The sequence below is a fragment of the Pseudomonas canadensis genome, from assembly GCF_000503215.1.
Classification (GTDB): Bacteria; Pseudomonadota; Gammaproteobacteria; order Pseudomonadales; family Pseudomonadaceae; genus Aquipseudomonas; species Aquipseudomonas canadensis.
Genome location: NZ_AYTD01000011.1, coordinates 238,543 through 261,116 on the forward strand (window position 1 = coordinate 238,543; position 22,574 = coordinate 261,116).

At 59.8% G+C, this 22,574-nt stretch carries 23 protein-coding genes and 2 pseudogenes; 8 read left to right on the forward strand and 17 right to left on the reverse strand.

Annotated elements, in window-relative coordinates:
- Nucleotides 1-65: 65 nt before the first annotated feature.
- Nucleotides 66-542: pseudogene (locus U367_RS1000000132890) on the forward strand (methyl-accepting chemotaxis protein); the annotation flags it as partial.
- A gap of 46 nt (nt 543-588) precedes the next feature.
- Here the strand turns inward: U367_RS1000000132890 and U367_RS0106130 are convergent.
- Nucleotides 589-1,911, reverse strand: a complete 1,323-nt coding sequence (locus U367_RS0106130) for an OprD family porin (RefSeq protein ID WP_028616146.1) — start codon at nt 1,909-1,911, stop codon at nt 589-591.
- Between the two features lie 386 nt (nt 1,912-2,297).
- On the opposite strand from U367_RS0106130, the gene U367_RS0106135 reads away from it, so the two are divergent.
- Nucleotides 2,298-3,212 (forward strand): LysR family transcriptional regulator, encoded by a 915-nt coding sequence (locus tag U367_RS0106135; RefSeq protein WP_028616147.1) that lies wholly within the window; start codon nt 2,298-2,300, stop codon nt 3,210-3,212.
- On the opposite strand, the gene U367_RS0106140 is transcribed toward U367_RS0106135, so the two are convergent.
- On the reverse strand, nt 3,197-3,970 hold the full coding sequence (locus U367_RS0106140) for an SDR family NAD(P)-dependent oxidoreductase (RefSeq protein WP_028616148.1): 774 nt from the start codon (nt 3,968-3,970) through the stop codon (nt 3,197-3,199). The two genes, U367_RS0106135 and U367_RS0106140, sit on opposite strands and share 16 nt — an antisense overlap.
- 185 nt (nt 3,971-4,155) lie before the next feature.
- Nucleotides 4,156-5,025, reverse strand: coding sequence for an isocitrate lyase/PEP mutase family protein (locus U367_RS0106145; protein WP_028616149.1), 870 nt, complete (start codon nt 5,023-5,025; stop codon nt 4,156-4,158).
- Nucleotides 5,026-5,227: 202 nt separating this feature from the next.
- On the opposite strand from U367_RS0106145, the gene U367_RS0106150 reads away from it, so the two are divergent.
- Complete coding sequence (locus U367_RS0106150; RefSeq protein WP_028616150.1) at nt 5,228-6,667, forward strand: ATPase domain-containing protein; 1,440 nt, start codon at nt 5,228-5,230, stop codon at nt 6,665-6,667.
- 23 nt (nt 6,668-6,690) lie between these two features.
- Nucleotides 6,691-7,053 carry a response regulator gene (locus U367_RS0106155; protein ID WP_028616151.1) on the forward strand — a complete coding sequence of 121 codons (363 nt, stop codon included), beginning with the start codon at nt 6,691-6,693 and terminating at the stop codon, nt 7,051-7,053.
- Between the two features lie 18 nt (nt 7,054-7,071).
- Here U367_RS0106155 and U367_RS1000000130720 read toward each other — a convergent pair whose 3' ends face one another.
- Nucleotides 7,072-7,203, reverse strand: a complete 132-nt coding sequence (locus U367_RS1000000130720) for a DUF2256 domain-containing protein (RefSeq protein WP_073859999.1) — start codon at nt 7,201-7,203, stop codon at nt 7,072-7,074.
- Nucleotides 7,204-7,288: 85 nt separating this feature from the next.
- On the opposite strand from U367_RS1000000130720, the gene U367_RS0106160 reads away from it, so the two are divergent.
- On the forward strand, nt 7,289-7,900 hold the full coding sequence (locus U367_RS0106160) for a dTMP kinase (RefSeq protein WP_028616152.1): 612 nt from the start codon (nt 7,289-7,291) through the stop codon (nt 7,898-7,900).
- A 110-nt stretch (nt 7,901-8,010) separates the two neighbouring features.
- Here the strand turns inward: U367_RS0106160 and U367_RS0106165 are convergent, their stop codons facing one another.
- Nucleotides 8,011-8,760, reverse strand: a complete 750-nt coding sequence (locus U367_RS0106165; protein WP_028616153.1) for an SDR family NAD(P)-dependent oxidoreductase — start codon at nt 8,758-8,760, stop codon at nt 8,011-8,013.
- 104 nt (nt 8,761-8,864) lie between these two features.
- Between U367_RS0106165 and U367_RS0106170 the strand changes: the two genes are divergently transcribed.
- Nucleotides 8,865-9,224: a winged helix-turn-helix transcriptional regulator gene (locus tag U367_RS0106170; RefSeq protein WP_028616154.1), complete on the forward strand. Its 360-nt coding sequence runs from the start codon at nt 8,865-8,867 to the stop codon at nt 9,222-9,224.
- 60 nt (nt 9,225-9,284) lie between these two features.
- Here U367_RS0106170 and U367_RS1000000132685 read toward each other — a convergent pair whose 3' ends face one another.
- On the reverse strand, nt 9,285-10,148 hold the full coding sequence (locus U367_RS1000000132685) for a methyl-accepting chemotaxis protein (protein ID WP_372514807.1): 864 nt from the start codon (nt 10,146-10,148) through the stop codon (nt 9,285-9,287).
- Nucleotides 10,143-10,898, reverse strand: a pseudogene (locus U367_RS1000000132690) (MCP four helix bundle domain-containing protein); the annotation flags it as partial. The gene U367_RS1000000132685 and the pseudogene U367_RS1000000132690, both read right to left, overlap by 6 nt.
- Nucleotides 10,899-11,059: 161 nt before the next feature.
- On the opposite strand from U367_RS1000000132690, the gene U367_RS0106180 reads away from it, so the two are divergent.
- Nucleotides 11,060-12,268: a multidrug effflux MFS transporter gene (locus U367_RS0106180; RefSeq protein WP_028616156.1), complete on the forward strand. Its 1,209-nt coding sequence runs from the start codon at nt 11,060-11,062 to the stop codon at nt 12,266-12,268.
- On the opposite strand, the gene U367_RS0106185 is transcribed toward U367_RS0106180, so the two are convergent.
- From U367_RS0106185 to U367_RS0106220, 8 genes are all read right to left on the reverse strand, one after another.
- Nucleotides 12,238-12,546 carry a DUF971 domain-containing protein gene (locus tag U367_RS0106185; RefSeq protein ID WP_028616157.1) on the reverse strand — a complete coding sequence of 103 codons (309 nt, stop codon included), beginning with the start codon at nt 12,544-12,546 and terminating at the stop codon, nt 12,238-12,240. The two genes, U367_RS0106180 and U367_RS0106185, sit on opposite strands and share 31 nt — an antisense overlap.
- The gene (locus U367_RS0106190) at nt 12,543-13,487 is read right to left on the reverse strand and encodes a HEAT repeat domain-containing protein (protein WP_028616158.1); all 945 of its coding nucleotides are present in this window, start codon (nt 13,485-13,487) and stop codon (nt 12,543-12,545) included. The genes U367_RS0106185 and U367_RS0106190 overlap by 4 nt, the downstream gene beginning before the upstream one ends.
- Nucleotides 13,484-14,314, reverse strand: a complete 831-nt coding sequence (locus tag U367_RS0106195) for an ABC transporter ATP-binding protein (protein WP_032864143.1) — start codon at nt 14,312-14,314, stop codon at nt 13,484-13,486. The genes U367_RS0106190 and U367_RS0106195 overlap by 4 nt, the downstream gene beginning before the upstream one ends.
- Nucleotides 14,314-15,090, reverse strand: a complete 777-nt coding sequence (locus tag U367_RS0106200) for an ABC transporter permease (RefSeq protein WP_028616160.1) — start codon at nt 15,088-15,090, stop codon at nt 14,314-14,316. Before U367_RS0106200 ends, U367_RS0106195 begins: the two co-directional genes overlap by 1 nt.
- A 1-nt stretch (nt 15,091) precedes the next feature.
- On the reverse strand, nt 15,092-16,498 hold the full coding sequence (locus U367_RS0106205; RefSeq protein ID WP_028616161.1) for an ABC transporter substrate-binding protein: 1,407 nt from the start codon (nt 16,496-16,498) through the stop codon (nt 15,092-15,094).
- Between the two features lie 118 nt (nt 16,499-16,616).
- Nucleotides 16,617-16,862, reverse strand: coding sequence for a 4Fe-4S dicluster domain-containing protein (locus tag U367_RS0106210; RefSeq protein WP_028616162.1), 246 nt, complete (start codon nt 16,860-16,862; stop codon nt 16,617-16,619).
- A 74-nt stretch (nt 16,863-16,936) separates the two neighbouring features.
- Nucleotides 16,937-18,667, reverse strand: coding sequence for a fumarate reductase/succinate dehydrogenase flavoprotein subunit (locus tag U367_RS0106215; RefSeq protein WP_028616163.1), 1,731 nt, complete (start codon nt 18,665-18,667; stop codon nt 16,937-16,939).
- Nucleotides 18,664-19,419, reverse strand: a complete 756-nt coding sequence (locus U367_RS0106220; protein ID WP_028616164.1) for a GntR family transcriptional regulator — start codon at nt 19,417-19,419, stop codon at nt 18,664-18,666. Before U367_RS0106220 ends, U367_RS0106215 begins: the two co-directional genes overlap by 4 nt.
- 184 nt (nt 19,420-19,603) lie before the next feature.
- Between U367_RS0106220 and U367_RS0106225 the strand changes: the two genes are divergently transcribed.
- Nucleotides 19,604-20,461: an SDR family oxidoreductase gene (locus U367_RS0106225; RefSeq protein ID WP_028616165.1), complete on the forward strand. Its 858-nt coding sequence runs from the start codon at nt 19,604-19,606 to the stop codon at nt 20,459-20,461.
- Nucleotides 20,462-20,638: 177 nt separating this feature from the next.
- On the opposite strand, the gene U367_RS0106230 is transcribed toward U367_RS0106225, so the two are convergent.
- Both U367_RS0106230 and U367_RS0106235 read right to left on the reverse strand, forming a co-directional pair.
- Nucleotides 20,639-21,553, reverse strand: a complete 915-nt coding sequence (locus U367_RS0106230; protein ID WP_016975660.1) for a site-specific integrase — start codon at nt 21,551-21,553, stop codon at nt 20,639-20,641.
- A 108-nt stretch (nt 21,554-21,661) separates the two neighbouring features.
- Entirely contained in the window at nt 21,662-22,474 is an 813-nt protein-coding gene (locus U367_RS0106235) for a M949_RS01915 family surface polysaccharide biosynthesis protein (protein WP_028616166.1), read from the reverse strand.
- Nucleotides 22,475-22,574 lie beyond the last annotated feature (100 nt).

A 22,574-nucleotide genomic window follows, 5' to 3' on the forward strand; every position in this document is an offset into this window, starting at 1 on the left:
ACCATATTTCCTCCGAGACCGAGCGTTTTGCCGAACATGGCACCCAGGTGATCCAGGAGACTGCCAGCGAAATGCGCCGCATCGCCGACAGCATCGGCGCCTCTGCGCGGCTGGTGGGGCAACTGGGCGATCGTTCCGAGCAGATCACTGCCATCGTCAACACCATTCGTGGGATTGCCGACCAGACCAATCTGTTGGCCCTCAACGCAGCGATTGAGGCAGCGCGTGCGGGGGATCAAGGGCGAGGCTTTGCGGTGGTAGCCGATGAAGTCCGGCAACTGGCCGGGCGGACCAGCCGCTCGACCGCGGAAATTGCCGAGATGATCGGCATGATCCTCTCGGAAACCCGTGACGCAGTGACCAGCATGAACGCCACCCAGGAGGGCGCGCAACGCGGCGTCAGCTTGGCTGATCAGGCGGGTTCGGTGATCTTGCAGATTCGCACCAGCACCAGTGACGCGGTGGAGGCGGTGAGCATGTTTGCGTCGAAGCTGGATGAGTCGGAAGTCATTCCCAAGACCGCAGTGGGTTGGGTGGGCTGATGCAGCCCAGTGGTGAGGGAGCTTGCCCCCTCACCACAAAGGCCACTTACAGTAGCGTAAACGGATAATCGACGATCAACCGCAGCTCATTGAGATCACCATCGCGCTGGTCGGCGTTTGAGGCCACGATCGCATCACGCAGGCGCAACGACAGGTTTTTCGCCGGACCGCTCTGGATCACGTACTTGGCTTCCACATCCGTCTCGTGGTGGGCGCCATCGGCACCGTAGTCGCCTACGTAGGCGCTGTGGTCCGGTGTGTGGGTGCCATTGATGTCGGAACCGTTGATGTAGCGCGCCATGAAACTCAGCCCCGGCACGCCATAACTGGCCACGTTGAGGTCATAACGGATACCCCACGACTGCTCGCCCGGGCCGTTGAAGTCGCCCCATTGCACCGAGTTGGCCAGGTACACCGAATCACCGCCTTCGCCCGCACCGTTGTTGCCAGTGCCGATGTAGTCGAACGGCGTGTCGCCATGCACTTTCTGGAACGACAGCGTCAGCGTGTGCGCCTGCAGGAACGAGTAGGCTGCCGCCACCGAGTAGGTGGTGTTGTTGATCGCCCCGGCCTTGGCGCTGCCCGTGTCGAGGGTGCGGTACAGGTTGCCGTCCAGCGCCAGGGACTGGTCATGCGCCAGCGCAATCACATAGTTGAGGTTGGTGTAGTACTGGCGCCAGATGTCTTCCAGCTCGCCGGCATACAGCGTGGCGCTCAGGGACGGGGTAAAGGTGTATTTGCCGCCGACAAAGCTTGCGCTGTTGGCGGCGATGTTGGCGTAGGTCGCATAGATATCGTGGTCATGGTTGCTGGTCATGCCGCTGTTGGTGCTGGTGAAGTGCCCGGCTTCCAGGTCCAGGCCGGTGATTTCGCTGCTGGTCAGGTCGAAACCGGTGGCGGTCTGCGGCAACAGGCGGGTGCCGCCGGTGGCGAAGACCGGGGCGGTGGGCTGCATGTCACCGAATTTGAGTTGGGTCTTGGACACTTTGATTTTCACGGCGGCGCCAACCGAGCCGTAGGCGTCTTCGGGATCGCCGTGCCGGTCGGTCGGCAGGTTGCCGGTGCCCGCGTATTCATGGGTGGCATCCAGTTTCAGCCCGCCGTAGGCATAGGCATCCACCCCGAAACCAATGGTGCCTTGGGTAAAGCCCGAGGCGTAGTTGAGCATTGCGCCTTGGGTCCAGTCGCGGTTGTCAGCCCGACCGCCTTCACGGTTGCGGTTCATGTAGTAGTTGCGCAGCAGCCCGGTGATGCTGCTGCCCTCGATAAACCCCTTGGCATCTGCCTGGTCGCTGACGGACTCTGCAAAGGCCATTTGGCTGATACCGGCACACACCGCCAGTGCTAACAGGCTCGACTGTTTAATCATGTTGTGACTTCCCCGGAATAATGAACGCGCGCACAGAAACACCGCACTTATTGGTGGTGCATAACGTGGTATGGGCAGATGTTTGCAGGTGAGCTGTTACGGTTTTTTATTGTGTTCGGCATGGTTGCCGAGGTTGATTCTAAGCCCAGTCTGCGCGGCCTGTAGCGGTCTTCCGGATGAAACTCGATTAATTAAACTTCACGGTATTTAACCCGGCGCGGGTGTAGCGTTGGGCCTGTCTTAGCCGCTCTGCTTCGACAAAATCCTTTGGTTGCCGCCGCAGACTCTGCGGCGGATTTTTTGCGTGGGCAGTATTTCCAGTGGGCGGCTTAGTTGAACTCACTTATGCTGCGCAACACTGTTGGCTTAACCCATCGAGACGCTGCATGAGCCTGAAATCCACCCACTTGCCGGCGCTGATCGCGTTCGAATGTGTGGCCCGTCATCTGAATTTCGCGCGGGCGGCAGCCGAGATGGAGGTCACGCCCACGGCCATGTCCAAGACCATCAAGCAGCTTGAAGCGCAATTGGGTGTGCGCCTGTTCAACCGCACCACCCGCAGCGTGGCGCTGACCGAGTCCGGCAGCCAACTGCTCGACACCCTGGCACCGGCACTGGAGCAGATTCGCTTCTCGGTGCAGCAAGTGCACGACACCGCCAGCCGCCCTTACGGCGCATTGAAGATCAACAGTTCCTACGTGGCCTACGCCTCGCTGATCGAGCCGCACGTGGCGGCATTCCTCACGCAGTACCCGGAAATCACCTTGGATATCGCCCTCGATAATGGCTTGAGCGACATCATTGGCGAAGGTTTCGATGCCGGCATTCGCCTGGGCCAGGCCTTGCAGCGCGACATGATCGCCGTGCCGCTTGGCACGTCGCAGCCGATGGTGGCCGTGGCGGCGCCCGCGTACCTGGCGCGCTCGGCACCGCTGGACACACCCGAAGACCTGCTGGCCCACGACTGCATCCACCAGCGCCTGAGCAGCCGCGGGCCGTACATGGATTGGACGTTTCGCATCGGCAAGGCCACTGTCGCGATTGAGGTGAAGGGGCGCCTGGTGCTGGATGAAATGCGCACCACCTTGTCGGCTGCGCGCCTGGGTTGCGGCGTGGCCCTGGTGTTCCGCCCGTTTGCCCAGGCGGATATCGCCAGCGGTGCACTGGTGGCGTTGCTGGAACACTGCGCGGCGCCCGCCGAGACCTTCCACCTGTATTACGCCAACCGTGCGCAAATGCCCGGAAAGCTCCGGGCATTTATCGACTTCTTCCAGACCCGTAACCGTCAGGCCACCGAGTAGCCGCCATCTGCCAACAAGGCATGGCCGGACACGTAGCTGGCATCTTCCGACCCTAGGAACGCCACCACCGTCGCCATCTCTTCGGCGGTGCCAAACCGGCTGGCCGGGGTGCTGGCGGCGAAAGCGTGCTGGGCGTCCACCGACGGCCAGATCCCGCGATGGTGGAACGGCGTCTCGATCAGGCCCGGGCACAGCGCATTGACCCGCACGCCCTGCTTGAACCATTCGATGGACGCGGTCTTGGTCATACCGACAATGGCGTGCTTGGTGCCGATATACAGCGCGGCATTCTCGAAACCGATCACGCCGCCCATGGACGCGTTATTGATGATGCTGCCAAATCCCTGTTCGAGCATTACCTTGGCTTGGTACTTCATGCAGTTGAAAACCCCGCGCACATTCGGCTCGAACACCAGGTCGAAGCGTGCATTGTCCTGTTCGACCAGCGGCGCGAACACGCCTTCGGTGCCGGCATTGTTGAAGGCGATGTCCAGCTTGCCATAGGTGTCCACGGCAAATTTGACCATGGCGATGATGTCGGCTTCGCGGGTCACGTCGACGACGATGGAGGACGCGGTGCCGCCATTGGCAGTGATCTCGGCAACCACGTCGTCCAGCTCGCTCTGACGGCGGGCAGCAGCCACGATCTTCGCGCCGCGCTGGGCCAGGACGACAGCGGCCGCGCGACCAATGCCGGAACTGGCGCCGGTGATCAGCGCGACTTTGCCTTCGAGTTGACGGGTGTTGGAAAGGGTCATGGGAAGCTCCGTTTGTGTGCTGCGCAAGGCGGTATGCTTGCGCTTTGGAGCACAGGTTACGGCGCGTGATTAGCCCTGATAATCCATGCAAATACACACGAGTTATGTGCTATGGGTTCACAGTGCTCAACGACGCATAATGGCTGGAGGAGGAGGGTGTTGCACCCCTCGTCCCGGCTTGCGTATTACTCTTTGACGTCCATGAACTCTTCAGCCCAGGCCACGTAGTTTTCAGGCAAGGTATAGGTGTGCGTCAACTCGGTAGCACTGAGGTTATCGGTGCTGTGGGTCAACTGGCGCTGGGCACGCAGGCTGTCATAGGTCGCCTTGATCGCGGCAAAGTAGGCGCCATGGCCGGCAACCACCACACGTACACCGAGGCTGGCCAGGCGCTTGGCGTCATTGAGCTTAGGATTGCCATACGTCACCAGCATCAGCGGCACGGTCAGGTTCTCGGCGATCTTCTCCAGGTGCTCGAAGTCAGCCACACCCACCATGCAGATCCCATCGGCGCCGGCTTTCTGATACGCCAAGGTGCGCTCGATAACCGCTTCGGTCGGCAGCACACCGGCATTGGTTCGGGCAATGATCGACAGTTCAGGATCAACACGGGCTTCCAGCGCCGCGCGGACCTTGCCGATGCCTTCTTCAATGGAAATCAAGTCGGTGGACTTGCGCCCGAATTGCGCGGGCAGCAACGTGTCTTCAATGGTCAACGCGGCCACACCGGCACGCTCAAGCTCTTCGACAGTGCGCATCACGTTCAGCGCGTTACCGTAGCCATGGTCGGCATCGGCGATGAACGGCAACTGGGCAACACGGCCAATACGGGTGGCTTGCTCAACGAACTCACTCAGGGTGATCAACGCGAAATCGGGCGCGGCCAGTACCTGCAACGAAGCAACGGAGCCACCGAGGATGCCGACTTCGAAACCCAGGTCAGCGGCAATACGCGCGGACATCGGGTCAAAGACGGACGCGGTTTCAACGCAGGTTGGGGTAGCAAGCAATTCACGGAATTTGCGGCGCAGGGCTGAGTGAGAAATCTTTGGCATGGGCTTTCCTGGTTCTGGTCATCGTCTTGTGACGATCAATGTCTATTCGTGGTGGAGCGAGATTAACATGCAGAAGAGCGGGGGATGATGACGTTTCAGCATTAGGGTTATGGAGAGGCGGGAATGGCTCCAGAGCAAAAATGGGGTTAGCATTCCGCTTCACTCGGCTTAAACAGCCTGTTTTTCAGATCAGGGTCGTATCGTGGAAAAGCTAAAACGCCTTCAAAGTGGAATCGAAGGGCTAGACGCTCTGCTCAAGGGTGGGCTGGTAGCAGGCGCTTCATACATCATCCAAGGGCGCCCAGGGTCTGGAAAAACGATCCTTGCCAACCAGCTTGGGTTCCATCATGCGAACAATGGAGGAAGGGTTCTGGTCGCCACGCTGCTGGCCGAATCACACGACCGACTTTTTCAATTCCTTTCGACTCTGAGCTTCTTCGACGCCTCCAAGGTTGGCGCCGAAATCCAATTTGTCAGTGCGTTTGACACGTTGGAAAACGAAGGACTGGACGAGGTGGTGAAACTGCTGCGGCGCGAGATAAGCCGTCAAAAAGCCACAGTGATGGTAGTAGACGGCTTGCTCAATGCGCGCTCCAAAGCAGATTCGCACATCGATACCAAGAAATTCATTTCCGAGTTGCAAGGGCACGCCGCTTTCGCAGGTTGCACAGTGCTGTTTCTCACCAGTTCCCGTCTGGACGACGGCAGCCCTGAGCACACCATGGTTGATGGGGTGATTGAGATGGGCGAGGAGCTGTTCGGCACTCGGTCAGTGCGTCGAATTCAGCTTCGTAAAACTCGCGGCAGCTCAGCAATGACCGGTCTTCACGAGTGTGAAATTACCGAAAATGGCTTGGTGGTTTACCCGCGACTCGAAAGTCTCTACAGCCACCCGTCGTCTCCCGACAGCGCCGACATGACCCGTATCGCCAGTGGGATTGAATCACTGGACGACATCCTAGGCGGGGGGCTGCACAGTTCCAGCGTGACTCTAGTAATCGGCCCTTCCGGTATTGGTAAAACCACCCTTGGTCTCAAATTTCTGGCTGAGTCGACTGTGGAAGCACCGGGCCTGCATTTTGGCTTCTACGAAAGCCCGGAACGGTTGCGACTCAAAGGCCAATCACTCGGTATCGATATAAAGGGCATGGAAGGCAGCGGCGCCTTGAGCATTGCCTGGCAGCCTACTACTGAGGGGTTGCTGGATGGGTTGGGCACACGACTACTGAGTCTCGTAGAAGAGAAGGGCATCAAGCGCGTGTTTCTCGATAGCCTTAGCGGTATGACGCGAGTCTCGACGAATCCCGCACGGATTACTGACTTCTTCAGTGCACTGATGAACGAGCTGCGATCCAGGGGCGTTACGGTATTTGCCTCCTGGGAAATGCGCGATCTATTTGGTTCCGAGGTCAGCGCACCAAACTCTGACCTGTCTAGCATCGTCGACAACCTGATGCTGATGCGGTTTTCTGAGAATCACTCTGAACTAAGCCGGACGCTATCCATTCTTAAGGTAAGAGACAGCTCTTACGATCCCTCACGATTTGAGGTCATCATCCGTGATTATGATGTTTTCCTGAAAAAGGCTTCAAGACATGAACCATCGGTCCCCGCTGAGTCATCGCCCGGTTCAATTTCTTAAGCTTTTGTGTGGGTTGAATTAACATGACCACCATCCTGGTCGTCGACGACGAGTATTTGATCGCTGACATCCTTAGCTTCGCGCTGGAGGATGAGGGGTACATGGTCGTAACGGCGAGCAATGGTCGAAAAGGACTTGAGGTTCTCGATAGAGAACGGCCTGCTTTGATCATTACCGACTATATGATGCCGGTCATGGACGGCGAGGAATTCGCCACCGCCATTCGAGCGCTGCCTTCGGCAAATCAATTGCCGATCATCTTGATAAGCGGTGCTCAGGCGCATATCGGAATAGAGAGATCGGATCTTTTTGATGCTGTATTGGCCAAACCCTTCAACATCGACTTGATCATCGCCGAAGTCAAAAAGCTCCTGGCAGCTGATTAGTCAGCTGCTGGAGCAGGGTCAGCTTTTGCTGCGCCGGCAACGCTCCGAGCAGTAACGCACTTCATCCCAGCAGCGTGCCCATTTCTTCCTCCACGTGAAGGGAAGTCCACAGGTCATGCAGGTTTTTACGGGAAGCTCACTCTTTTTCACAGATATAACTACCGGCTGGGTCGATCACTCAATCACGTCGACAAGAAGAGGCGTGGTTATCATTATCCTGATCACTGTGTGACAAATGAATATTCCGTTTTTTGTTTCCCTGGATGGGCCCAAAGGCACCGGCAAAACTACGCTGTTGGAGGCCGTAACGGCAACGCTGAGGGCGCATAACAAGAAAGTCATCCGACTTTGCGAGAGAAAAAGCGATCCCTACAGAAGGGAAACCATGGCCCTGGTTAACGAACTTGCCAGAAATCCCTCGCGGGATCTGGAATGGGCTGTGTGCGAGCGTTTTGCCGAGAGTCGCAGCTGGATATCCCGGAACGTACTGACTCAGCAGCCGTTGGACAGCATTATCCTGATTGATCGCTGGTATCCGTCCGATGCTGCGTTTCGACACACCATCTCGTTTGCAGAGATTCTCCAGTTGAACCGGGAGCGGGACGTGCGAGTGCCGGATGTGCATGTCGGCGTTGTCACCGCGCCGGATATTTCGTGGGCAAGGGCAGCTGCACGGTCGCGAGGATTGGGCGGTACGGTAATCCAGAAGTATGCAGAGCATGTTGCATGCACAGAGATGTTCGAGCAGGCCGTTGCGGATCATGGCTGGGTGATGTGCCGGAATGAAGGTGCGATCGAAGACGCAGTGAAGCAGGTGGTTGCTGAGATCTACAAAGTCGCTGGGTGAAACGCATAGCGTAATACATAATTTAACATAATATACATTATGCGTAATATCCTAATGCGCAATCAGGGGCAGTGCCCATCACATTTCAACAGGCAAAACCCCTATCTCACTCAAACCTGAGCAAAGCCTCCATCGACAAACATCTCACTGCCGGTCATGAAGCTGCTTTCATCCGATGCCAGGAACAACGCTGCCGCCGCAACTTCCTCAGGCTTGCCAATACGGTTCAATGGAACCTGCGCGGTCATGTCGTCGATGATTGCGTCTTTCTGTCCAGTACCTGAAAGCGCCAGGTCCAGACCCGGTGTCGAGATCGGCCCTGGTGAGAGTACGTTGACACGAATGCCTGTACCTTTGAGATCCAGCGCCCAGCTCCTGGCAAAGTTACGCAGCGCCGCTTTTGTTGCGCTGTACACACTGAACGCCGGTGTGCCCATGGTGCCTGTGGTCGAACCCGTGAGGATCACCGAGCTGCCGGCGCTCATCAGTGGCAAGGCTTTTTGTACGGTGAACAGCGTGCCTTTGACGTTGATGCCGAAGGTACGGTCAAACGATTCCTCGGTGATCGAGCCGATCGGTTGGAAATCCCCCAGGCCTGCGTTGGCGAATAGCACGTCGACCCGGCCTTTTGCTGCTTTGACCTGGGTGAACACGCGATCAAGGTCGTCCAGTTTTGAAATGTCGCCTTGTATGGCGATAGCTTGAGGACCAATCAGTTGCAGCGCCTTGTCCAGTTCCTCTTGTCGACGTCCTACAATGACGACGTGTGCGCCTTCCGCCGCAAAGCGAATGGCAGTTGCCAGGCCGATGCCGCTGTTGCCGCCGGTAATGACTGCGATTTTTCCGTTGAGCCTGCTCATGGTGAACTCCGATGAATAAGGTTGAGGCCCAACTGTAGATCTGAGCTATTCTTTTGAATAGTATGCACCTTTAAGTAAGTACCCTATGCGGAGTCCTCTGGATCATGGCCAACAACTCATTCAATTGCGGGCTCGAGGCCGCCCTGGCGGTGATTGGCGGTAAATGGAAGCCGCTGGTGCTGTTCAACTTGGCGCAAAATGTTCATCGATATGGGGAATTAAGGCGCGCGATTGGCGGCGTGACCGATAAGGTGCTGATCCAGCAGCTCAAGGAATTGGAGCGTGATGAGATCATTTTCCGGGTGGATTTCCAGGAAATACCGCCCAAGGTCGAGTACTCGCTGACACCATTCGGGCGATCCTTGGCAACTGCGTTGGGCGCGCTGTGCCAATGGGGCACGGAACATATGCAAACCGTTGAGCGTATCGCCGAGCGGCGTATGGCCACCCTCTTCCAGTCTTGAGCACCCTGCCCTGAGATCCAACTCAACTAAATGACTATTTAGTTGAGTTAAATCAATGAGTTACATTTGAAATCGATCAACCGACTGTGACAGCTTTCCTGCTAGGTTGGACAGTTCATCGGTGGTCGACGCTGTCTGCTCGATCACTCGGCTATTGCTCTGCGACATCTCCGCAATCATCTCCACTTGGTGCGCAATTTCATTGCTGGCCAGGCTCTGCTCGCCGATGGTCCGAGAGATATCGTTGACCATTTCCGTGGTGTTCAACGTCGCTTGGAGAATCTCGCGAATTGCCCGCTCCACTTCGGCAGTTACCGCCATGCCTTTGTCCACCTGAGCAACGCCCTCCTCCATGCTGGTCACCGCTTCCCGGGTGTTCTGCTGGATACGCCCGACCATGGCGGCAATTTCCTGGGTCGATGCGCTGGTGCGTCCGGCAAGGTTGCGCACTTCATCAGCAACCACAGCAAATCCACGCCCCTGCTCACCGGCACGGGCGGCCTCAATCGCGGCATTCAGGGCCAGCAAGTTAGTCTGGTCAGCGATCCCCTTGATCACTTGGATAATGCTGAAAATGGCCTCGGACTCCTTGTCCAGCGTGCGAATCACTTGGGCGGATTGCTGTGCGGAACGAGCGATGCCGTCCATGTCACTGACCACCTGATGAATCACCCGGCCGCCGTCCTTGGCCAAGGTTTGCGCCTGGTTGGCCATGTCCAGTGCGCGTCCGGCGTGCCGGGTGATTTCCTCGATGCTCGCGGTCATCTCACTCGCAGCAGCGGCCATGGTGCTGGCGCCGGCGCTCTGTTGCTGGCTGCTGCCAGCAACTTCATGGCAGCCGCGGCTCAGTTGCTCGCTCATGCCATTGACGCCATGGGCGTTGCTGCGCACCACTTCGATCATGCCGCGCAGGTCCTTTTGCATGGTGGCGAGGCTGCGGATCAAGGCGCTGGCTTCATCCTTGCGCCGGGGCTCGACGATAGGTTCACTCAAGTTGCCACGTGCGATGCTGGCGGCAATGCGGCTGGCCGCCTGTAGGGGGCCCATGATGCTGAGGATCACCCAGCGCCCCTGGGCCAGCAGCAGTAAAAGACTGGCGATCAACACCGCGCCCAGCGTGAAGTTGGCGTTGCTGATGGCCTGTCGCGTACCGACGCTGGTCTGCTGGGTATTGGTTTCGATCAACTCGCTCAGGCTCGCCATTTGATCTTCCAACTGGCTGAACGCGGCATTGAATGTGCCCAGTTCCCCCCGCGCGGCCTCAGGGTTATCCAATGCCAAGGCGACGATGCGTTCGCCGGTGGCGATGTAGTTATCCAGGCTGGGTTTGATTTTTTCCAGGCTTGCCTTGAGCGAATCGTCCAGCGGCAGCTTGAGGTTGTCTGCCAACACTTGCCGAAAGTGTTCGGCGTGCTCTTTTAGAGAACTATCGACGTCGGCCTTGCTGCTGGTGCTTTTACCCAGGCCCACCAGCATCGCCGATAACACATCGGCGCGCAGGGCGTCGTGCATCATGTCGGCTTCCATGTGGTTGCGCAGCACCGTCATGCTCACTTCGTTGTCCTGCACGGCAGTGCCCATCCGGGTGTTTCCCAGGTAGCCGGTCAGGCTCATGATCAAGGCAGTGAGCAATCCGGTCGCTATCAACAGCATCAAGCGCAGTTTGATCGTCATGCTGGTATCCCCGTGCCTGGTCAGCCGGTTGAGAACCCAACCGTAGAAGCCCCGCTGCTCATGTTATCGGCCATCCATACTGTTTATTGAAGCCTAAGTTTGCGGATCTGCGCAGATCCCTTAAGCTGGCCGACCTTTGTTTGCTCCGCCCGGAATTGCCCATGTCTCGAAGTATCGCCCGCCTGGCCCTGCTGCTGGGCTTGATCACCGCCGTCGGCCCCTTCGCCATCGACATTTATCTGCCGGCCTTGCCGACCCTGGGCGCGAGCCTGCACGCCTCGCCGGCGTTGGTGCAGATGAGCCTCACGGTGTTTTTTGTCATCGTCGGCGTGTGCCAGTTGTTCTACGGCCCGATCAGTGATGTGTTCGGGCGCAAGCCGCCGATTTATGCCGGCCTGGTGATTTTTGCCGTGGCCAGTGTCGGTTGCGCATTGGCGCCTAACATTGAATCACTGATCGCCTTTCGGGCCCTGCAGGCGTTCGGTGCGTGCGCGGGCATGGTGATTCCACGGGCCATCGTGCGTGACCTGTACACCGGGCATGAAGCCGCGAAACTCATGGCGTTGCTGATGCTGGTGATGAGCGTCTCTCCGATTCTTGCGCCGCTCGCCGGTAGCCTGGTGATTTCGCTGTGGAGTTGGCGCGAAGTGTTTGCTGTGCTGGCGGTGCTCGCAGTGGCGTGCCTGGTGATGACCATCGTACAACTGCCGGAAACTCACCCGGCCGAACGGCGCTTGGGCAAGACTCTGGGCAACGCCTTCAGCAGCTACGGTGCGTTGCTGCGTGACCCGGTATTTATCGGTTTGTCGGTGGTGTGCGGGTTCGGCTTGGCGACGTTTTTCGTGTTTATCGGCAGCGCGCCATTCGTGTACATCGAGCATTACGGCCTGACACCCACGCAGTTCAGCCTGGGGTTTGCCGTGAACGCTGCGTCGTTCTTCGCCATGAGCCAACTCACTGCACGCCTCAGCGCACGCTTTGGCCTGGCGCCGCTGATTCGTTGGTCGGTGGTGGCCGTGGCGGCGGTTATGGCGGTGCTGGCGGTCACGACGCTGTGGGTCGACAGCCTGGCCTTGATGATGACGTTGCTGTTTATCGGCTTCGGTTTTCTCGGTCTGCTGTTACCGGCGGCGGGCGTCTTGTCGCTGGAGGACCACGGCGCGGTAGCCGGCTCTGCGTCAGCCTTGCTCGGGGCGATCCAGATGATCACGGCGGCCGTGTCCATGACGGTGATCGGTGTGTTCGCGGATCACACGCCAGCGCCGATGCTGGTTGGCATTGCGTTGTGCGCCATCGCCGCAATGCTCACCACGTTTTGGACCTTGCGCCGCCTGCCGGCTCACTTGGCCAGCGCACCGCCCTCCTCCTGATCGCTGCCCATCCCGGCCAAATACGCCCAGGGATAAATCCCGCGCTGGTGACCATCACTGAACACCAGTTGTATGCCATAACCCTGAGGGTGGATCTGCACCACCCTCACCGCTTCCGACACCAACGGCTGGCTGCCCCGCAACCGCAACGCCTGGCATTGGGAGCACGGGCATTCGCGGCGCAGGCGTGCGTGGTTAATCCACTGCGCGCCTTCCATCCACTCCAGGCGCAGTCGACCGTCGCGGCCTTTGCCAATGGCGTGCGGCGCGGCGGTCATTGCAGTTGCGCCAAGGCAATCCGCACGGCCTTGCGCACTTCCGGATCGCCATCGTCGGCGGCATCGCGCAAGGCCGTCAGTGCTTGACGATCACCCAGTTCACCCAGTGCCAGAGCGGCTTCCTTGCGCAGGTTGCTGATGCTATGGCCCAGGGTCTGGACCAAGGCGTCCAGTGCGGGTAAATACCGTAACCGGCCCAGGCTGCGAGTCGCACGCAGACGAACCTGCCAATACTCATCGGCCAGCGCGCCGACCAGCGCATCCCCGGCATTGCGGCTACCGACTTTGCCCAAGGTGGTCGCGGCTTCCTCGCGCACTTGCCACGCCGGGTCCAGCAACGCTTGGTGCAACGCCGGTAAGACCAGGTCATCACTCGCCAAGCCGAGTGCGCCGGTAGCCGCGCGGCGGACTTCGGTGTCGGGATCGCTGCTGGCCAAGGCGGCCAACGCCTCAAGCGCAGGTAGATGTTTGAGCCAACCCAGCACACCCACCGCTTCACGGCGTACACCCGCATCAGCATCCACCAACGCCAGCAAGGCCGCCGGCGCAGCGGCTTCCAGGCGCAGTTCGCGCAGAGCACGGAAGATGGCGGTGCGCACGCTGGCATCGGTGTGTCCGGTCCAGGGCAATAGCACCCTGCCCGCCTCGATGGTCTTCAATACGCTCAGGCTTTGCGCCGCGGCGTCGCGCACGGAGTACTCGGTATCTGTGAGGGCTTCACACAAGGCCTGTACCACTTCGCCGTCTTCCCAGGCTTCGAGCAAGGTCGCGGCCTGGGCGCGCACTTCTATGCTGGGGTCGTTGCGCAGGCTGTCCACCAGCCATTCCAAACCGTCGGGGTCTTCAAGATCAGCCAGGTCGATCAGGGCAATGCGGCGCATGCCGGCGTCCGAGGCTTGCAGACGTGGGCGCAGGGCTTCTATTTCCAGGTTATAGGTCATATGGCAAATCGCGGTGTTGAATGATCGGTAGGCAACCCGAGCGGGTTCAGCCGTGGCAACTGGCGGCCATCTTCATGATGCAGCAGTGCCAGGCAATGACGCTTGAGGAGAGTGAATTCGGGGGTGGTCATCAGTTCGGTGTGGCGCGGGCGCGGAAAGTCCAGCTGAAAATCCTCGATGATGCGACCCGGCCGTGGGCTCATCACCAGGATGCGATCGGCCAGGAACAGCGCCTCATCGATATCGTGGGTGACAAACACCACAGTGGTGCGGATGCGCGTCCAGATATCCAGCAACAAGGCCTGCATCTTCATGCGGGTCAGCGCATCCAGTGCGCCAAACGGCTCATCCATCAGCAACAGGCGTGGTCGATTGACCAGCACACGGGCGATTTCCACACGCTGCTGCATGCCGCCGGAAAGCTGGTTCGGCCAACGCTCGGCGAAGCCTTCCAGCCCGACCAACGCCAAGATCTCATCCGCCGCCGCCAGCCGTTCAGCCTTGCTCACGCCGCGCATTTTCAAGCCGAACGCGACGTTCTCACGCACGGTGCGCCACGGGAATAACGTGTGCTGCTGAAACACCATGCCGCGCTGCTGGGACGGACCGACCACCGCCTGCCCATCCATCTGCAAACTGCCCTGATTAGGCACCAGATGTCCGGCCAACGCGCCGAGCAAGGTCGACTTGCCACAGCCCGACGGCCCCAGGATGCACACAAATTGCCCCGGCTCGATGTCGCAGTCCAACGCCTTGACCGCCTCGAATGCCTGATCACGCTCGCCGAGCACAATGGACAATCCGCTGATTGCTATACGTCCTTCCATCAGGCTTTACCTCGCGGGCGATGCCAAGGGGTGAATACCGTGCCCAGGCGCTTGACCAGCCAACTGCTGCCCATGCCCAGCGCGCCGATCAACAACATGCCGACCACAATGTCGGCATAGTTCTGGATGGTGTACGACTCCCAGGTGTAATAGCCGATGCCGAACTGCCCGGAGATCATCTCCGCCGTCACCAGGCAGAACCACGACGTGCCCATGCCGATGGCCAGGCCGGTGATGATGCTCGGCGCGGCCCCCGGCACAATCACCTCCAGCAGGATCGCGCCGCGCCCTGCCCCCAGGCTGCGCGCCGAAGCGATCAGCCGGGGATCGACACCTTCGACGCCATGCACGGTGTTGAGCAGGATCGGAAACAGCGCGCCGGTGAAGGTGATGAACACCATGGACAGCTCTGACGACGGAAACATCAGGATTGCCAAAGGTATCCAGGCCACCGCCGGAATCGGGCGGATCACTTCCAGGGGCGGTAGCAGCACATCTTCAGCCCATTTCGAGCGGCCGATGGCGATGCCCAGGCCAACGCCCACCAGCACCGCCGCCAGGTAGCCTTCAAACACCCGGGTCAGGCTGGCACTCAGGTGCTGGGCCAGCTTGCCCGAGTCCACCAGGCCCAGCGCCGCCTCGACCACGGCGCCCGGCGTGGGCACGTTGGCAAAGGTCACCAGCCACAGGTTCCAGTGATGGCTGGCAGCGAGTTGCCAGAACAGTAGGCACACCAGCAATGAGGCCGCGCGCGGCAGCCAGCGATAGGTCGACATATCAGCGACCGGCCACGGCCTGGGCGCCGGCGCTGGTGAAATCGAACACCTGGCCGCCCTGGGCATCCGCGAATTGCTGGGCCTGGCCCTTGAGCAGGAATGCACTCAATTTGCCCTGGCGATCACTGGCGAACCAGGCCTGGTTGGCGAGCAGCTTGATGCCGCTGTCTTCGGCCTGGGCGTAGACCGCACGCACGTCCTTGCCGTCCTTCTTCAAACGGGCCAACGCACTGAAGGCTGATTCAGCCGACGCGTAGTCACGCACCTTGGGCTCGCCTTTCACCCAGATCTGCGCCACGTGTTTCCAGTCGGTGATCGGCTTGCCGGTCAACGCGTCGTTGGCTTTGAGCGGGCTCTGGGCGTAGTTGCCCAGCTGTGCCTGATAGTCCAGGCCGGACGCTTTGAAGGCGGCGCGCAGGTACTGGTCGTCGATAAAGGTATTGAGGTCCAGGCCTCGGTCGGCTTTTTTCAGCAGCTTGAGGGTGTCGATGGCGGTGCCGACGGCCTGGCGGTATTCCGGCTTCCAGCTCAGGTCACGGGTTTGCACGCCCAGCGGGCCATGGAACAGGTAGTTGACCTCAGCCTCGACGCCGGTAACTTTCTCGATCAGCTCGCTGTATTTCTCAGGCTCTGCCGTCAGCAGCTGATTGGCTTCGATACTGGCTCGCAGGTAAGCAACTACCACTTCAGGGTACTGGCGGGCGTAGCTTTCATCCACCAGGGCGCCGTGGAAGGTGGGCGTGTTGGACTGCGAACCGTCGTAGATCTTACGGGCGAACCCACGGTTGGGAAACAGCTCGGCAAACGGCACGAAGTCGGCATGCGCGTCGATCTTATTGGCCTGCAACGCCGATCCGGCCACTTCAGGCGCCTGGGCGATGATGTTCACGTCCTTGAGCGGGTCCCAGCCTTGCGCAGCGACCGCACGCAGCAACATGCCGTGGGCGGTGGAGGCGAACGGTACGGAAATGGTCTTGCCTTTCAAGTCCGCCAAGGACTGCGCGCTGGACTCGATAGGCACCACGATGCCATTGCCACTGCCCTTGATATTGCCCGACAGCACACTGATAAACAGGCTGTGCTTGCCCGCGCCCTCGAACGCCACGCCGTTGAATGCGCCGGGGAAGTCCGCCATGGCGCCGAAGTCCAGCTTGCCGGCCACCATTTCATTGGTCAACGGTGCGCCACTGGTGAAATTCTTCCACTGGATATCGTAGGTGGCGTCCTTGTACTTGCCATCGTGGGGCAAGTACTTGTCCAACAGACCCAGCTCCCGGATCAGCAAGCCGCCGGCGGCGCAGTTGATAGTGGTGTCCTGGGTGCCGATGGCCACCCGGATGGTTTCAGCCTGTACCGACAGGCTGATGGAAGCCAGCACCAGGCTGGTGAAGGTTGCGCGCAAGAACATTGGGTGTATCCCCTCGAATCATGGTTATAGGATCGTCTCCGCCGTGATCAGGCACGGTGGGAAACGAGGGGTATGGCAGTGGCGTCCGGTGATGGCGGATGGCTTTGGATTGATACGCTCAGCGCAGCAGGTACGGGATCTCGACCTTGACTGCGCCTGTGGGGCAATCCTTTTCGCAGGGCATGCAGTACCAGCATTCGTCGAACGCCATGTACGCTTTCTGCGTCGCGGGATTGATCGCCAACAGGTCCATCGGGCACACGTCGACACACACCGTGCAGCCTTTTTCGGCGATGCACTTGTCTTCGTCTATCGTCACCGGCGCGTTGGAACGAAAGAATATTTCCTGGGGTTGGTAGGCCATTTCACGGTGTCCTTAGCACTTTGTGGTTGTGCTGATTGTTTTGGTGAGCGGGCTTGTTCACCAGAGATTGAGCTTCAGGCCGCATCAGCCCCCACGCGCAGGCGGTCGTAGGCTTGCATTTCTTCGGCGTCCAGTGGAATTACGTAGGGTTCCACGGGTTTCTTGAAGCTGACCATTTGCCCGTCATCGCCCTTTTTCAGGTGGCAATGGCAGAACCAGTCGGCGTCATTGCGCAGCGGGTAATCGACGCGGTGGTGGTACAGGCCCCAGCGACTTTCGGCGCGGTACAACGAGGCGCGGGCGGCCATTTCGGCACAGTCACGGATCACGCTGGTTTCCATGGCGCGCATCAGTTCGTGGGGGTTATGGGCTTTCATCTGGTCGAGGTCGCGCTCGATATCGCTGAAGCGCTGCAGGCCGATTTCCATCTTGCGGGTGACCTTGGGCGGTTGCAGGTAATCGTTGACGAAGCGGCGCAGCTTGTATTCGACCTGGGCCGGGGGCAGGCCGGTTTCACGGTCCAGCGGCGCGTAGACACGGGCCTGTTCGGCGGCGACCTGCTCGGCATTCACCGCGCTGAAGTCTTTTTCCACCACATACTGGGCGGCGTTGGTGCCAGCGAACCAGCCGTAGGTAAAGGCGCCCAACATATAGTTATGCGGCACCGCCGCCATGTCCCCGGCCGAATACAGGCCCTTCACCGACGTCTCCGCGCGCTCATTCACCCACACGCCGGAGGCCGAATGCCCGCTGCAAAAACCGATTTCGGAGATGTGCATTTCCACCATGTCGCTGCGGTAATCGGTGCCGCGATTGGCATGAAACTGGCCACGGCTCGGCCGTTCATTGCTGTGCAGGATGGTCTCGATGTTCTGGATGGTTTCCTCGGCCAGGTGGTCGAGCTTGAGGAACACCGGGCCATTGCCGCTTTCAAGCTCCTGATGGAACTCCCACATCATCTGGCCGCTCCAGTAGTCGCACTCGATAAAGCGCTCGCCCTTATTGTTCGCGGTGTAGCCACCGAGCGGACCGGTAACATAGGCGCAGGCCGGGCCGTTGTAATCCTTGATCAACGGGTTGATCTGGAAGCACTCCAGATTCGCCAGTTCGGCGCCCGCGTGATAGGCCATCGCGTAGCCGTCGCCGGCATTGGTGGGGTTTTCATAGGTGCCCATCAGGTAACCCGACGACGGCAGGCCCAGCCGGCCCGCCGCGCCGCAGCACAGAATCACGGCCTTGGCCTTGATCACCTGGAAGTCGGCCGTGCGGCAGTCGAAGCCCATCACGCCGTTGACTGCCCCTTCGCTGTCGGTCAGCAAACGTGTGCACACCAAGCGGTTAGTGATGGTCACCCGCGCACGCTTGAGCTGGCGATACAGCACCTTCTTGATGTCATGCCCCTCGGGCATTGGCAGCACATAGGCGCCCATGTGATGGACCTTTTTCACCGCGTAGTCGCCGGTCTCGTCCTTTTCGAACTTGACGCCCCAGCGGTCCAGTTGCTCGATGGTCTCGAAACTGTGGGTAGCGTAGGCGTACACCGCCGCCTGATTGACGATGCCGTCATTGGCGATGGTGATTTCCTTGGTGTACTGCTCCGGCGTCGAGTGGCCGGGGATGATCGCGTTGTTCAGTCCGTCCATGCCCATGCTGATCGCACCGCTGCGCTTGACGTTGGCCTTGTCCACCAGCAACACACGCAGCGCCGGGTTGGCTTCTTTGGCCTTGATCGCCGCCATCGGCCCGGCCGTACCGCCGCCGATCACCACGATGTCGTATTCCAGCTCCAGGGTTGTGCGGCTCACGGGCGGCTTCCTCGTTCACGGTCGATGCGCAGGCGATACTGGAAGGCGTCGCCACGGTAATACAGGTGTTCAAAGTCAACCGGCTGGCCGTCGGCGGTGTGGGTCAGGCGCTCGATATGCATGATCGGCGAGCCTGGCTCTACATTCAGCGCCTGGGTCAGGTCGCTGTCGGCCAGCACGGCGTCGATGGCCACATCCGCATGCCCCAAGTGCAGGCCGCAGTCGTTTTCCAGGATCAGGAAGATGTCGCGGGTGACCAGGTCAGCCTTTTCCAGGCGCTCGCCGAGGGGTTGCGGCAGGTAGGTGATTTCCAGCGACACCGGCTCTCGGTTGATCAGGCGCACCCGCTTGATCTGCGCAACCACGGTGCCCTCCTCCACGCCCAGGCGCTCGGCCACCTGCTTGTCGGCTGGCACGAAGCGGAAGCTGCGCAAGCGGTTGATCACTTCGTAGCCGCGTTCGGTCATGGATTCGGCCAGGCCCTGCAAAGTGCTGACGTTCTGGTAGGCCTTGGGCTTGGACACAAACGTGCCTTTGCCATGAATCTTGTAGATCAAGCCCTCTTTTTGCAGATCGCCCAATGCCTGGCGCACGGTGATGCGGCTGACGTTGAAGCGCGTGCCCAACTCGCTTTCTGAGGGCATTTGGGTGTTGGGCGCGTATTCGCCGTCGAGAATGCGACTGCGCAACAGGTCGCGCAGTTGGGCATGCAGGGGAATACTGGACAGTGGAGAGAGGCTGGAATCGTTCATCAAGTTCACTTGTCATAACGAGTTATGACGTGATCTTAAGAAGTCTAATGGCGGCGGTGGAAATACCGTTTATGCATAAGCTTAAAGCCAACCACTCGTCGGGCTTCGGCGGCATCCGTCACAACTATCGCCCGGCATGTCACTACTAACCCCATAGCCCCTTTGCACTGCTATGGAGATTGATATGACTGACTATCCTCGCCCGCCCTTCGCCCCTCAAGCCCAAGCCGTCCCAGGTGCGCAGAAAAAAATGGACCCGTACCCCGACTGCGGCGAGAAAAGCTACAAGGGCTCCGGCCGGCTCGCCAACAAGATCGCGCTGATCACCGGGGCCGACAGCGGCATCGGCCGCGCCGTGGCGATCGCCTTTGCCCGTGAAGGCGCCGACGTGGCCATCGCTTATCTGGACGAGCATGAAGATGCCCAGGAAACCGCACGCTGGGTCGAAGAGGCTGGTCGCCAGTGCCTGTTGCTGCCCGGTGACATCGCGCAGAAAAGCGTGTGCCAGTCGTTGGTGGACAAAACCGTCGAGCAGTTCGGCCGCATCGACGTGCTGGTGAACAACGCCGCGTTCCAGATGACCCACGAGACCCTTGAGGACATCGAGGACGAGGAATGGGTGAAGACGTTCGATATCAACATCACGGCGATGTTTCGTATCTGCAAGGCGGCCTTGCCACATATGAAGGCCGGCAGTTCGATCATCAACACCAGCTCGGTCAACTCCGACATGCCCAAGCCGACGCTGCTGGCCTATGCCGCCACCAAGGGCGCGATCGCCAACTTCACCGGTGGCTTGGCGCAGTTGCTCGGTAGCAAAGGGATTCGGGTCAACAGTGTGGCACCGGGGCCGATCTGGACGCCGCTGATTGTGGCGACCATGCCGGATGAGGACGTGCAGGGCTTCGGCAGCGAAACCCCGCTGGGGCGTCCGGGCCAACCGGTGGAAGTGGCGCCGATCTATGTGCTGTTGGCCTCGGATGAAGCCAGCTACATCTCGGGTTCGCGATATGCGGTGACTGGCGGCAAGCCGATCCTCTAATCCGTGCCCCCTGTGGGAGCAGACTTGCCTGCGAAGGCGGCTGCCCTCTTACTGTAACTCTGCGATCCAAAGGTGGAGCTGGCTTGCCGGCGATTGCATCACCTCGGTACAACTGAGATACCGAGGTGGCTGTATCCCGGACAAGCCAGGCTCCCACAGGGATAGTGTTGGCCAGTACTACAGATCGAACCGGTCCACCGCCCGGCGCCGCTCATTGTCGTCGCGCACGTCATAGCTGGCGGTGGTCTGGATATTGGTGTGGTGTGCCAGTTTCTGCGCAATCGACAGGTCATGCTCCTCAATCACCCGCGTGATGAATGAGCGGCGAAAGTCATGGGGCATGATCTTTACCCCTACCTGTTCGCCACGCTGGCGGGCGATGTAGTAGATCGCATGCTTGGTGATGCGTTCACGGGTGATATGGCTGCCACGGCGGATGCGGTTGAACAGGAAACTGTCGTCCTGCTCGCCTTCCTTGAGCTGTTCGCGGCGAAACGCCAGCCACGCCTGCAGCTTGGCGAACGCCCAATCCGGCGCGTACTTGATCAACTCCTTGTTGCCCTTGCCGATCACGCGCAAGCTGCGTTCTTCGAAATTGATCTGGGCCAGGTCGAGGTTGACCGACTCCGACTTGCGCATGCCGGAACCATAGAGAATCCCAATCACCGCCGCATCGCGCAGGCCCTGCGGGCGTGGGTCGGCGGCGCAGACTTCCATCATTTCGCGGATCAAACTGCGCCGCAAGTTGCGACCCTGACTCAAGCGTGTGCCCGGCGCAGCCTTGACGGTGCGCATGCGCAACAGGTGTTCCTGGCTGATCAAGTTCATCCGCCAGGCTTCGTTCATTACGCCACGCACCGCATTGACGTACAGCGATGAGGTGTTCGGCGCATAGCCATCCTCACGCAAGGCGGCAACCAAGGCGATCACGTGTTCGGGTTGCAGCAGGTGCCAGTCGATGTCTTCAAGGTTGATGTCCTCGAAGCCCAGGCGGTCGGCCGCATCTTGCAGCACGTAGCGCATGGTCAATTGGCTGGAGGGCGCCAGACGAGTGAGGTAAAGGGTCAGCGGGTTGCGGATAGACTCAGTCAAGATACATTAGCCTTTGGCTTAAATACCCCGAGCAAGCCTTTGTTTAATCGAGGTATTTAGTGAATTGGCGAAGGCCGAGTCTAACCCAGGACCGGCCCTGGCACAAAATCACGGGGCCGTGTCGTCATCTTCGGAAGAGTCCTGCGGCTGGACCTGGGCCTGACTCCAGTCGCTGTCTTGCTTCTGCATCAGCGCGAACCAGTGCTGGCGCATGAACGCCAGGTAGGCCTCGGGGGCCTTGGCAAAGTCCTTCTCGTCGCCGTAGCAACCGGGCAACGGCAGCTCGGTGCCCTGTTCCTTGTACTGGCTCACCAGCGCCTGCTGCCCAGCCACGCTGCAATCCTTGGGCAACGGCATGCCGCGCAAGGCGCCGGCCTCCTCGTCCCACCAGGCCGCACCGACCCGGTCGACACCGCGCAAACGGTACTTCTGCGACTTGCCGACATGCATGATCAGCTTGAATTCATTGGGGCTGACATCACTGGTGCAGGTACGCGAATAGCCCACGGTGGCCTGGGTGATGCCATCGCCGGTCAGGTCGGTGACCTTGGTCGCAGCGCGGTCGAAGCGCAACGAGGCGTCGAATTCGCAGTGCTGTACATCGTCGTAGAGCATCCACACGCGTTTGGGGCGGTTGCCATCGATCAGATACTGGGCCGCGTACACAAAAGCCGACTGAGTGCCGTCGTCGTCACGCTCGCTGACCTGCTCGGAGAGCACCAGCAGGTTCTTGCCTTGCTTGTCGTCCCAGGTATAGGCGGCGATCTGCTTGCCACGCACCTCCACCCCGTCCGGCACCTGGTCGATGCTCGTGAGCGCGACCCCGTCGTCGGCTTGCACGGTGGTGATACACGCCACGCTCAACAACAAACCCATCAACACTGGCCGCAACTGGCCACGTAAAAGCTGCACGCTATTCATCCGATCACCCTGGCAAGAGACGGCTTACTTTACCGGCACTTGGGGCGCCTTGCAGAGAAGATTCTTCACTAAAATTCGAGGGTGGAGCGTAGGCGCTCAA